Genomic DNA, 11459 nt, shown 5'->3' with positions numbered 1-11459 from the left:
CTTAGAAGTGCGTTTGCCCAGCTTGGAGCGGGTTGCCGCCGTTCCGATTCAGCGGCGAGAGTGACACATACCACTCGTCGGCATCACTCTTCAGTGATCGTGGGGAGGTGCCAGACCTGCCACACGTTGGTGTTGCCTTCATAGATCTGCAGACCGGTTCCGTTGGCGCGTCTGCCGCCGGGCACGTCGAGGTACCGGCCTGACTGAGGGTTGCGCAGGTGCGAGCCGGACTCGATCACCCACGCTTGGCCGCCGGAGCCGTTGCAGTCCCACAGCTGGATCGGCGTACCGTTCGCCGTGCGCTGATCGGTCACGTCGAGGCACTTGCCGAGCGCCCGGATCGTGCCGTCGGCACCGATGGTCCATTGCTGCTGGGGCGATTCATGACAACCCCACATTTGTACGGGTGTGCCGTTGGCGGTGACGCCACCCGGGACATCGACGCAGTTGCCACCCACACCGACGATGGGCCCGGTCCGGGGACCCGGCGGGGCGGTGGTGACCACGGTCGGACGTGTGTCCCTCCTGGACGGGTGGGTGCTGATCGCGGTCACGGACGGGCCGGCACTGGGCGTAGCGCTCGCGACGATCGTGGTCATGGCCGCCGGTCCGGGTGACTCCCGGGGCAGCGCGGCGGCGCCGGTCCACGGGGCTGAACTGCCGGTATTCGGCTGCACCAGCCGGACCAGGGCGAACCCGGCCGCGAGGAGCATCGTCACGGCGACGACGGTCAGGACCAGCGGGCTACGCACCGTGTCGCCGGCCGGCCGGGTCCGGAACGAACGCGGCCGGCCGGCGGCATCGGACACCCGCTCGTCGCCGTCCGGCGGGCGACGGCGATCAGCGTCGTCGGGCCAGTAATCGGAGATCCGCGGCCAGGCGAACGGCGTCGCCGGGGACGCCGGCCTGGCCACGGTGGTGCGCTCGGGCGGCAGGTAGGGGGCGATGCGTGGTGACTTGACCGGCTCCATCGTGCCTGCCCGAACCTCGCTGTCCTTGCTCTCGAATGCGGTCAGGCCGTGGGCAGGCGGAACCGTTGGAAGAACTCCCACATGAGGGTGTCGGCGCTGATCTCGTGGGTGACCGTGCCGTTGCCGTTGTCGACGGACGTGTCCGGCCAGGTGTGGCCGCCGTTCGATACCGCATAGAGCACGACGTCCGCCCCCGCGGTGCAGGTGCTGTAGACGGTCTTCCCGACGTGCGCGCTGACCGCGGTGACCGTCGGTCCGGTGGTGCAGCCGTTGATCTGAGCCCAGCGCCGCTGCGCGACCGGAACCGAGTAACGCCACAACTCCGTGCCGCCGCCCTGGTACGGATTGGTGGCGTCCTGCTCGCCGTGGAAGGCGATCACCGGCATCGGCCGCACCGGCGCGCACGACTGCGGGTCGGGGCGCGAGGTGTCCTGCGGGTCGGGCCGGCCGGCACGCAGCCCGGCGACCGGGGCGATGGCGGCGACGCGGTCGGCACGCTGGCAGGCGAACGCCGACATCATCCGGCCGCCGCCGGAGTAGCCGGTGCCGTAGACCCGGCTCGGGTCGGCGCACAGCACCGCGGTGGCGGTGGTGATGACCTGGTCGAGGAAGGCGACGTCGTCGCGCGCCCCGGCCGGTACGGTGCCGACACCGGGAACGTTCCAGGCGAAACCGCTGGCCGCGGGGATGTCGCCGGTAGGCGCCACGACCAGGAACTTGCCGGCGTCGGCGGCCGGCTTGATCACGCTGTACTGCAGTTGCTGACTGCCGGTCATCTGCGTGCCGTGCAGGTCGAGGACCATCGGCAGCCTCGTGGCCGGCGAGGTGCCGGCGGGAACATAGACGGTGACCTGGTATTGCCGGCCCGCCAGCGTCACCGGGATCTGGTGTTCGCCGGCGCCGACCGACCGCGTGCAGCCGCCGGGGGTGCCGCCGCCCGGCAGCACCCAGTCCTGGTTGGTCTGGGAGTTGCAGGCCCAGACCTGGATCTGCGTGCCGTTGGCGCTGGACTGCCCGGCCGCGTCCAGGCAGCGCCCGGTCTCCGGGTTCATCAGCCCCTTCGTCGTGGTGTCGTACCGCCACTGCTGGTGGCCGTTGCCGAGGCAGTCCCACAGCTGCACCTTGGTGCCGTTGGCGTTGATACCGCCACTGACGTCGAGGCACTTTCCGAGGGCACGGATCGTCCCGTCGTCGGCGACGTTCCACTGCTGGGCGGCGGTGCCGTTGCAGTCGTACAGCTGCACTTTGGTGCCGTTGGCGGTGCCGCCCGCGGCCACGTCGAGGCACTTGCCGGCTAGACCAGCGATCGGACCAGCGACTGCGGCCGAGGCAGGCAGGCTCACTCCTGCCGTCAGCGCAACGGCGGCCGCCACAAGCACGGCAACGGTCCCCGCTCGGGAACGAACCTTCATCAACTCTCCTCGCCTGGCCGGAACACCCAACACCTCGAACCGAGTAAGTTACGACGAAGCTAGGCTCACCACAGACAGATGTCAATGTCGGAGGAGCGGCGACGGTCACTCGACCAGGTAGTCGCGCCCCAGCAGGAACACCCTGACCTGTGCGAGCAGGTCGGCCGGCAACCGGCTGCCGTCATCGGTCCACCGGGTGCTGTTCAGGTAGGTCACGAAGTCGGCCCGCCCCACACCGAGCGGAATGACCTCGCCAGGCACGGTGGCGTCCCGGCCGTCGATCGACAGCCGCACCCAGCCCCGGGACGCGCCAACCCGCGTGATCGTCGCAGGAGCATGCTCGTCGTTCTGCTCCGTCACTCGCGATCAGACCTTTCCGCGGGTGAGCCGGGCGAGGTTCCTGGTCGCATCCTGGTCGCCGAGCGCAGCGGCCTTGCGATACCACTCCTGCGCCCCAGCAGGGTCCTTGCGCCCTTCGGACAGCACACCCAGGTTGTTCATCGCCCGGGTGTCGCCGTGCTCGGCGGCCATCCGCATCGACGTCTCCGCCGCCGCGTAGTCGCCCCGTTCCGCCTGCGAGATGCCCAGGTCGAAGGCCGCACCGGGATCGCCCGCCTCGGCGGCTTTCTGGAACCAGTATTCGGCCTGCGTCGCCCGGCCGGCGGCCAGGTCCACCCGGGCCAGGCGGGTCATGGCCGGCACGTACCCGGCGCCGGCTGCCTTCCACAGCCAGTCGCTGGCCTTGCCGCTGTCACCTCGACGACCGGCCACCAGGGCGAGGTTGAACATCGCCGTCACATCGCCGGCCTCCGCCGCGCGGTCCAGCCAGAGCGCGGCGGCGTCCAGCTCACCCTCCTCAACCAGCAGATTCGCCAGGTTGGTGACCGCGCCCTGCTGGCCGGCCTCGGCCGCCTGCTGCAGGAGACGCCGCGCCTCCACCCGGTCGCCGTCGCGCAGCGCGTCATTGCCGAGGTTGAACGCGGCGTCCGCGTTCCCCGCCTCGGCGGCGCGGCGGTACCAGCTCTCCGACGCCTCGGCGTTTCCGGCCTCGGCCTCCAGCACACCCAGGTTGAACATCGCCCGGTTCTCGCCGTGCTGAGCCGCGGCGGTGAACCACTGCCGGGCCTCATCGCGCTGGCCCGCGTCGGAGAGCAGCACGCCGGTGACGAACATCGCCTCCGCCGAGCCGGCCTCGGCGGCACGCCGCAGCAGGTCGTAGGCCTCAGCGCGCTCGCCCCGCTGCGCGTGCTCCAGGGCGAGACCCACCATCGCCTGCTGGTCGTGCATCTCAGTCATCGAGAACCACTTCTGCTAGGTGCCTAAGGCCCGCGGCTGTACAGGGATCTTTCCCTGCCGGTCATGAGATCGATCGCGGTGATGCTCGAAATGTTCGGATTCTTCATGAGGGTCTTGAACTCGGTCTCCCAGACGGCGCCGGGACGAACCTGCTCACCGAGGATCACGTGCACCTCACCGCTGACCCCGGCAGCGTAACGCTCGGAGATCCGGGTCCACGATTCAACGATCGCCGGATTGTCCTTGTCCCAGTCCGGCATCTGAAGCTTGCGCTCCTCGATGAGGCCCTCAAGGGTGGTCATGTCGCGATCCCGGGCCATCTGCATCGCCGTGTCCGGCCCGGCGTACTCGAAGGTGTCCGGGTCGGAGCCGGTCTGCGTCCGGCCCGACCAGAACACCGCCTCACCGGGATCGGTCGACACGTCACCGTGGATCGCGTCGTGCGCCAGCTCGGAATCGTCGATCTTGGGACGTCCGGTGGACGAATCCGTCCCGCCGGTGCTCCCGCTCAGGGCCGGGGTGCCACCGATGTTCGGCCGGCCGCCGTTCGCACTGCCCTCGATGGTGTCCTGGCCCGCGGCCACGTGCTCCGGCGCGGACACCGTGGTGCTGTGCCGGGGCCGGGAGGCGCTACCGCCGTTCTCGGTCTCCGGCGTTCCCCCGCCGGACGGGTGAGACGTACCGCCGGCGTGTGGGTGGGTCTTGGGTTTCGCCATCGTCTGCGGTTAACCGTTGAGCAGCTTCGTCAAGTTGGTCAGGCTGGTGATCAGGGCAGTGGTGTAGCTCAGGATCCGCCCGGCCCACTTGACGACCGCCGCGGCGATCTGCGCGGCGATCACCGGCAGGGTGACCACGAAGATCGCCTCCACCGCCCACACGATCACCCGGGCGACCAGGTCGGAGATCAGGTCTCGGACCAGGTCCCGCACGAACGACACCAGATTCCCGGCCGCCTCGGTGGCCGCCGACATCGCCGCGGAAGTGCCGGCCAGCCCGCTGATCGCATCCACGTTGTTGACCATCAACGCCTGATACGCGTCGGCGGCCTGGCCCTCCCAGCCGGGCACATCCGCGCCCAGTCGTGCTTGCAGGTCGTTCGCCATGCCCTGGAGTGCGGACGCCATGTTCATCCAGGTCGCCGCGTGCGAGGCGACCAGGTCCGGCATGCCGGTGAGTTCGTCGAGCATGTGGCGCAGCGGCTCGAAGTACTCCAGCGCCCAGCCGAGGCCGTTGGACAACAAGGCGCTGAACGGGTCCATCACGCTCGCCGCGACGTCGATACCGAGCCCGGCCCCGGCCAGCACGCCGTCGATCCAGCTTCCGCCGCGGATCGAGTCCACCAGTCCCTGGAAACCGTCGGCCAGCGACGCCCCGGTCCACGCCTGTCGGGACGACTCGACGCCGGCGACGAGCGAGATGTCAGTCATTGCGAGCTCACCCGTCGAGCCGACCGCGGATCGAGATCATCGAGTCGTTGTTCTCGGACTCGGTCGCCTCGTAGTTGTCCGCAGTCTTGTGCAGCCCCTCGGCGACCAACGACAGGTTCTCCTCCACGAACGCGATCAACTCGTCCTGCCGGGTGTGCCGACCCTCCAAAATCCCGGCGATCCACCCACACAGCAGCCCGTAAGCGGCGCTGTCGCCGGCGATCTGCGCGCTGGCCCCCTTGACCGCGACGAACCGGCCACGCAGCGCCTCGATGTTGGCCGCGTGGGCCCGGATCTGCTCGATCTCGGCCGCTATCCCGTCAGCCACGACCGATCACCACCGGTGTGGCGAAGTGTCGGGGTCGCCGGCCGCCAGGTCGGGCGGAGTCAGCTGCTGCTCGACCCGATCGGCGATTTCCCGCGCGGCCACCGACTCGGTGCCGAGCGTGTCTGCGATGATCTCCTTCGACTTCTCAGCGAGCTGTCCCTTGGCCTCCCTGATCGTCGCCATGATTGTGCGGGCGACGACCTCGGGCGCGACCCGCTGGGTGCGCTCTCCCAGCGACAGGTTGACCAGGCTGCCGGAGGAGTCCACGGTGACCTCGACCATCCGGTTGGTGTCGGTGGCTGTCACCCGCAGTTCCTGGAGACGATCGCTCATTCGCCGGGTGTCCACAGCCAGCCGATCGATGTTCCCCTTCCACGCCGCCAGATGCTCCCTGGCGCCGTCCGGGTCCAATATGCCGGGCCACCCTGACATATAGACCCCCTGTGCATATCTCTGGGACAACGTTGCGGCGGAGCCTAACAGCGGCCCGCACCGGGCGCCGCCCCTTGTCCGACCCCCCTCTACCGACCCCGCCGAACCGCCCGGTCAAGGCCGCGAGAATGCTGAGCTCCAGATCAGAACGCGCCTTCCGGCGGCAACAACGCAAACAGCCCCTTCTGTACGCCCGGAGCTGCCGAGACGCCCCCGGACTGGCCAGGCGTCAGTTTTCCCGCCAGCCCCAATGCATGGTGAGGACGTCAACCACGCACCCATACGGCGCGCCATGGCGCTCAACTTCAGAGATCAAGCCTTCTTCCCGGTGGGACGTTCCTTGGGAGAGACCGCGGCGCCGAAGGCGGCAACGGCGTCGATCACCGCTTCGAAGCGCGGCGAATGGAACAGGTCGAAAGTGTGCTGGCCGTAGGGCAGTTCGAGGAAGTGGACCGGGTTCGCGGAGGCCGTGCCCAGACGTTCGGCGAAACCCCGAGCGGTGTCGGCCGGGATCGCCAGGTCGTTGCCGCCGTGCACGATCAGAAACGGTGGCGCGTCCGGGCGCAGGTAGTCATCCGGAGAGGTCGGCACGTCCAGATCCTGGTCCAGCGCACCGAGATAGCCGCCCAGACAGACGGCGGCAGACACGCTGGTGTCGGCCTGCTCGAAGCCCGGCTGGAACCGCGGATCACCGGGGGTGAGCGCGCACAGCGCGGTCAGGTGCGCGCCCGCCGAACTGCCGGCGACCACCACGGTGGCCGGGTCGCCGCCGTACTCCGGGCCGTGCTCGCGCGCCCAGGCGATCACCCGTTTGGCGTCGCTGAGATGGTCGTGGAACCCGAACTCCGGCTTGAGGCGGTAGTTCGCGCTGATGCACACCCAGCCGCGCGCGGCCAGCTGGTAGAGCAGTGGCAGGGACTGGCTGTCCTTGTGACCTGTCGCGTAGTGGCCACCGTGGAAGTGGACGAGCATCGGCGCGCCGGCCGGACCGGACCGATGGCGATAGAGGTCGAGCTGCTGGCGGCGGCCGCCGGGTCCGTAGCCGAGGTTCCGGATGTGCTCGACGTCGCCGCGCCGGCGCAGGAACGGGGTGAGCATGATCCGTGCCCAGGGCCAGCGCCGGTCCGGGGCCGCCAGACCGGCCGCCCGCAGGAAGTCCCGGACGACCGGACGGGCCTGCAGGCCGCGAGCGAAGATCACCGCGAGGCCGGCCAGGCAGAACACCGCCACCACGACCAGGACCCAGCCGGCCGGCGAGGTGACGTCCCCACCCGCGACGGTCAGCACGGTGGTCAGCAACAGCAGGTAGAACGCCAGCTGGGGCAACTCGTTGAGGACCCGTCCAGCCCAGAGGCCAATCCCGCCGAGCACCCGGAACCGGCGCGGCGGGACCAGGACGGCCAGGGTGGCCACCGTGAGCAGGACAACCGGAAACACGAACCCGAACGGCATCTATCGCTCCTTGATGGGCAGCCGTTCGAGCCTATCGATCCCGCTCCGAGCTCGCGGCCCAGAAGACGACCGGCACCGCGTGTCCACATGCGGACGGCCGGCGCGGAGCGCGTTGAGCGCCGGTATCGCCGGGAGTCGTGGCGGAATCTTCACGCCGTACCCCTGGGGGTGGAAGAAGCGAACCAGGCGGCGCGTGGCGCGCAGAAGCCACAGGGGGTTTCCGGGATCGCTACGCCCGGCCGCCGCGCCGACTTCGGCCTCCTTCGGGAGTGAGACCGTCAGAACAAGGCGGAGCTTGCGCCCGGGGAGGAGCATGAGGTGTGCTGGTGATGACACGGCCGCGGGGCGGCGAGTGGATGCAGTGGCGGGTCGGCCGGCAGCGCCTCGCCTGGCGTCCGACCCGCCGGGCTGCCCTGCACGAGTACGACCCGTTCGGCATGCGCGAGAATGAGACCGTCGAGACACTGTCCTGGATCGCCGCCCTGCTCGCCACGATCGTGGTGCTCCCCTGGCGAATCGTGACCAACCGCTGGCCGGTGGTCGCCTACGTGCTCGCCCCGCTCGACGTCGAGAGCCAGCGGCGGCGCACCGCTCCCCTGCCGCGCGCCGAAGCCAGAGCGTTGGTCCGCCAGTGGGCCGCCTACATCGAGCGACACGGCGAGCCGCCACCCCTGCCTGACCGACGGTGACGATCACCGCGCTCAGCGTCGGGATCGACGCGTCCGGCCGACCTGCCCTCGGCGCCACCATGATCAACGGCGGCGGTTCCGAGACGTTTGCGACGGCGGCTCTGGTGCCCCAAATTGACCTATGTGGAGTTGATATAGAGTCTGCCGGAGCATCCGGGCCGGGCGGTGGTCGGTCGACGGGGGAGGTGGCGCGGTGGGTGAACTGCGGCTGCTCGGACCGGTCGAGGTCCGCACACACGACGAGTCCGTTCTCACGGGCGAACCCCGATGCCTGGCGGTGCTGGCGGCGTTGGCCGTCGACGCGGGGCGGGTGGTGCCGGTGGCGACCCTGATCGACCGGGTGTGGGGCGAAGACCCGCCGAGGCAGGCTGCGAAGACGCTGGGCACCTACATCACTCGGATCCGGCGCATGCTCGAACAGTCCTTCAGCGACCCGGCGGTGACGGTGGTCAACCATTCGGGTGGCTACCGGTTGACGACCAGAAGCGATCAGGTCGACCTGTTCCGCTTTCGTGACCTGGTCGTTCAGGCCAGGGCGCTGTCGTGCACCCCGCAGACTCGTGTTGCCTTACTGCGGCAGAGTGTGGTGCTGCACCGTGGCAACCCGTTGACCGGGGTGAACGGGGCGTGGGCGACGAGCACCCGCGAGCATCTGACCGGGGAACTGCTGACAGCCAGAGCGGAGTGGGCCGAGGCAGAAGTGGCCGTCGGCAACGCAACCGCGGTGCTGGCGCCGCTCACCGCACTGGTCGACACGAACCCCCTCGTGGAGTCGCTGGTCGTGGCATTGGTGCGAGCGCTGGTCGTCGCCGGCCGCCCGACGGAGGCACTGGAGAGGTGCCGGCTACACCAACAACGACTCGCCGACGGCTACGGCACCGATCCGAGCCCGCAACTGATGGCGCTCTACGAGACGGTCCTGCGCGGCGACCGGCAGCCGGTCGCCGCCGCACCGGCGACGCAGTACGAGGTGTCGGGTGCGTGGCCGGTGACAGAGCCGGAGCTTGCTGGCGCCGGTGCCGGCTCGCCCAGCAGCGGCGGATCGCGGTCCGTGATCCCGATGGCCGTCGGGTCCGTTCCCGGCAAGGGTCACCGTTGGGGCCGGCGCCGCGTCATGGTCACCGTCGCGTTGGGTACCACGCTGGCCGTCACGCTCGGCGCCGCCACCATGTTTCGGCCGTCGGATCGCACCGCCGACACTTCCGTCACCGCCGCTCCTTCCTTCACCGCCACAGAGGATTTCTCCGGTACGGCGTTGGCGCCGCAGCAGTGGGCCGCCAATCAGACGCAGCGGGAGAACGGTTCGTCCTGGTCGCCGGGCATGGTGCGCGTCAACGGTGGCGAATTGCAGATCAGTGGCATGGGCCGGAACCCGAGCGGCAGGGGCAACGTCGCGGGCGCCGTCTGCTGGTGCCTGGAACGTGGAGTAGTACGTACCTACGGCGTGTGGGAGATCCGGGCCAAGTTCGACGTCGGCCCCGGGTACGCCCCGGTCATGGGGTTGTATCCGGATGTCCCTGAGGAGACCGCGGGCTGGGGCTTCTTGACGCTGGCGCGCCTCGACGACGGCGAGCGGAGGGTCATGTACCCGGTGGTGCGCGGCGTCGGGGTCGGTCCCGTCGACGGCGCTGCGATGACCGGGGACTTCACCACCTGGAACACCTACTCGATCGAGTGGCGGGCTGATTTCGTCACCATCTCGCTGAATGGCCTGGTCATCCTCGACACCCGGACGTTCTCCGAGCCGGTGACCATTCCGACGGTTCCGATGTTCCTGTACGTGCAAATGGAACCGGGACCCGAGGGCGCCATTCCGGCCCCGAACCACCAGACGCCGAGCCAGGTGACAGCGCATGTGGACTGGGCCCGGTACGCGAGCTGACCGGCTGCGTGACGGCAGAAGCGACTACTTGGAGTATCGACCGAAGGTGAGGTCACCCTTTTTGGGGAAGATGATGGTGCCCTTGGTCGTCTTGACGTTGCAGGGGGCGACAATCTTCGTCTTGGTGTACTTCACCCGGTAACCCTGGTTGCCCAGGACCGCGCGGTAGCCCTTCTTGGTGTTGTTCGTACTGGAGCGCGTGATGCCCACGCCGGATGTCCACGACCCGGAGACCGTGATGTCAATCTTGGTCTTGGCCTTGGTCAGCACGATGCCGACTTCGGCCTCGGCACCGACGGTCACATCGAATCCGAAGGTGTTCGACTTCTCCGTGGTGTAGGAGATCGAGTCACCCGGGGAGAGCCAGTCGCTCACCGGGTCGTTCTTGGCCGGGATGTGCTTGGACTTCCAGGTGATTTTGTACTTTGCCGGGTTGCGCGTCTCCGGGCAGGACATGGCACTGAAGTCAGGCTCTTCGGCGGGAACCTCGAACTCGAACTCGCCGTCTTCGGGGCCGACATCGTCGAGGTCAGCGCCCACCTCGGTCAGCGAGTTGATGATCGACTTGTACCGCGCAGCCGCGTTGGGGTTGGGCGTGGCCGGGTAGACGTTGCACTGGCAGTACGCCTGTGAGTCGTTGAAGATCGACACGAAGGCGATCGAGCCCGGCGTAGCGGTGTTCTTGGCGGCCAGCCAGTCGTAGACGTACGTGAAGTACGCCGGGTTGTCGCCGCCCGAGTCACCTGAGCCGGTGTAGACGCTGAACTCGGCCAGGGCGAACGGCAGGCCCTTCGAGCGGGCGAAGTCGTACCAGTAGTTCCAGCCGTACTTCTTGGTGAAGTGTTCGTTGGCGTTGGCGTCCGTGTTGTAGGCCGGGTACCAGTCGTAGGCGTCGATGGCCACCACGTCCACCTTGCCCGCGACGAACAGGGTGGACGGGTCAGCGATCGTACCGTTGTTGCTCGTGCCCTCGTTGGGGTTGAACACGATCTTGAGCTGGGGTTCGGCCGCCTTGATCAGGGTGGCCGCACGCGAGAACTGGTTACGCCAGGTGGTCGCGTTGGTGGCGAGCGAGAAGCAGCAGTTCATCTCCCAGCCCAGCCGGACGTAGCCGTTGGGGTCGACCGCGGCGATCTCGTGGGCCAACGTGGTCCAGTCGGCGTCAGCGCCCGCGCTGGTGTCGTCGGTCCACAACGGCACGGACAGGATGTAGTCGTCGCGGGTCGCGTCGAAGCTGCTCGGCACCGTGGACGCCCACCAGTTGTTGAGCATTTGCGGCCAGGTCTCGCGGCTGGCGAAGGCCACGATGTTGTCAACCGGGCGGCCCCGCCAGGCGGCGAACTCGGCGACCTGGTCGGCGTCGTGCATGAAGAAACCGCCGTCGGACCAGGGCAGGCCCGAAGCGTGTGCGCTGGCCGGCGGCGCGGTCGTGGAGCTGTTGACCTCGGCGCGGTCGAGGGTGATCGACATGCCGCCGGTGGAGGCGGCGTTGTGCCGGTTGGTCATGGTCAGGACCAGCGTGTGGTTACCCGGGGCCAGCTCCGGCGACGTGTACACCGGGACCGTGGTC

12 protein-coding genes are annotated in these 11459 nt (G+C 68.9%); 2 read left to right on the top strand and 10 right to left on the bottom strand.

Annotated features, from left to right (window positions below):
- Positions 1-83 precede the first annotated feature (83 nt).
- The 9 genes from ADL15_RS52470 to ADL15_RS50700 form a co-directional block, all read right to left on the bottom strand.
- Positions 84-971: an RICIN domain-containing protein gene (locus tag ADL15_RS52470; RefSeq protein ID WP_083972697.1), complete on the bottom strand. Its 888-nt coding sequence runs from the start codon at positions 969-971 to the stop codon at positions 84-86.
- 41 nt (positions 972-1012) lie between these two features.
- The gene (locus ADL15_RS50735; protein WP_067708789.1) at positions 1013-2383 is read right to left on the bottom strand and encodes a ricin-type beta-trefoil lectin domain protein; all 1371 of its coding nucleotides are present in this window, start codon (positions 2381-2383) and stop codon (positions 1013-1015) included.
- Positions 2384-2488: 105 nt separating this feature from the next.
- Positions 2489-2743: a hypothetical protein gene (locus tag ADL15_RS50730; RefSeq protein ID WP_157442125.1), complete on the bottom strand. Its 255-nt coding sequence runs from the start codon at positions 2741-2743 to the stop codon at positions 2489-2491.
- A 6-nt stretch (positions 2744-2749) separates the two neighbouring features.
- Entirely contained in the window at positions 2750-3679 is a 930-nt protein-coding gene (locus ADL15_RS50725) for a tetratricopeptide repeat protein (RefSeq protein WP_083972696.1), read from the bottom strand.
- 23 nt (positions 3680-3702) lie between these two features.
- Positions 3703-4395, bottom strand: a complete 693-nt coding sequence (locus ADL15_RS50720; protein WP_067708780.1) for a hypothetical protein — start codon at positions 4393-4395, stop codon at positions 3703-3705.
- A gap of 9 nt (positions 4396-4404) precedes the next feature.
- Entirely contained in the window at positions 4405-5106 is a 702-nt protein-coding gene (locus tag ADL15_RS50715; RefSeq protein WP_067708778.1) for a WXG100 family type VII secretion target, read from the bottom strand.
- Between the two features lie 7 nt (positions 5107-5113).
- A complete protein-coding gene (locus ADL15_RS50710) occupies positions 5114-5434 on the bottom strand; it encodes a hypothetical protein (protein ID WP_067708777.1) in 321 nt (106 codons plus the stop codon).
- Positions 5435-5440: 6 nt separating this feature from the next.
- A complete protein-coding gene (locus ADL15_RS50705; protein WP_198171374.1) occupies positions 5441-5845 on the bottom strand; it encodes a YbaB/EbfC family nucleoid-associated protein in 405 nt (134 codons plus the stop codon).
- 333 nt (positions 5846-6178) lie between these two features.
- Complete coding sequence (locus tag ADL15_RS50700; RefSeq protein ID WP_067708771.1) at positions 6179-7318, bottom strand: alpha/beta hydrolase; 1140 nt, start codon at positions 7316-7318, stop codon at positions 6179-6181.
- A 329-nt stretch (positions 7319-7647) separates the two neighbouring features.
- On the opposite strand from ADL15_RS50700, the gene ADL15_RS50695 reads away from it, so the two are divergent.
- Positions 7648-8007, top strand: a complete 360-nt coding sequence (locus ADL15_RS50695) for a hypothetical protein (protein ID WP_157442124.1) — start codon at positions 7648-7650, stop codon at positions 8005-8007.
- 193 nt (positions 8008-8200) lie between these two features.
- Complete coding sequence (locus ADL15_RS50690) at positions 8201-9889, top strand: BTAD domain-containing putative transcriptional regulator (protein ID WP_067708767.1); 1689 nt, start codon at positions 8201-8203, stop codon at positions 9887-9889.
- A gap of 24 nt (positions 9890-9913) precedes the next feature.
- Here the strand turns inward: ADL15_RS50690 and ADL15_RS54870 are convergent.
- On the bottom strand, positions 9914-11459 hold a 1546-nt coding region (locus ADL15_RS54870), incomplete at its 5' end, for a glycoside hydrolase family 26 protein (RefSeq protein WP_067708765.1).

The organism is Actinoplanes awajinensis subsp. mycoplanecinus, from assembly GCF_001509495.1.
Taxonomy (GTDB): Bacteria; Actinomycetota; Actinomycetes; order Mycobacteriales; family Micromonosporaceae; genus Actinoplanes; species Actinoplanes palleronii.
This window is presented reverse-complemented; position numbering and strand designations above follow the sequence as displayed.

Excerpts from the sequence above, each read along its gene's own strand:
- ADL15_RS52470 (WP_083972697.1), bottom strand. The coding sequence starts at position 971 with ATGGAGCCGGTCAAGTCACCACGCATCGCCCCCTACCTGCCGCCCGAG.
- ADL15_RS50735 (WP_067708789.1), bottom strand. The coding sequence starts at position 2,383 with ATGAAGGTTCGTTCCCGAGCGGGGACCGTTGCCGTGCTTGTGGCGGCC.
- ADL15_RS50725 (WP_083972696.1), bottom strand. The coding sequence starts at position 3,679 with ATGACTGAGATGCACGACCAGCAGGCGATGGTGGGTCTCGCCCTGGAG.
- ADL15_RS50720 (WP_067708780.1), bottom strand. The coding sequence starts at position 4,395 with ATGGCGAAACCCAAGACCCACCCACACGCCGGCGGTACGTCTCACCCG.
- ADL15_RS50715 (WP_067708778.1), bottom strand. The coding sequence starts at position 5,106 with ATGACTGACATCTCGCTCGTCGCCGGCGTCGAGTCGTCCCGACAGGCG.
- ADL15_RS50700 (WP_067708771.1), bottom strand. The coding sequence starts at position 7,318 with ATGCCGTTCGGGTTCGTGTTTCCGGTTGTCCTGCTCACGGTGGCCACC.
- ADL15_RS50695 (WP_157442124.1), top strand. The coding sequence starts at position 7,648 with ATGACACGGCCGCGGGGCGGCGAGTGGATGCAGTGGCGGGTCGGCCGG.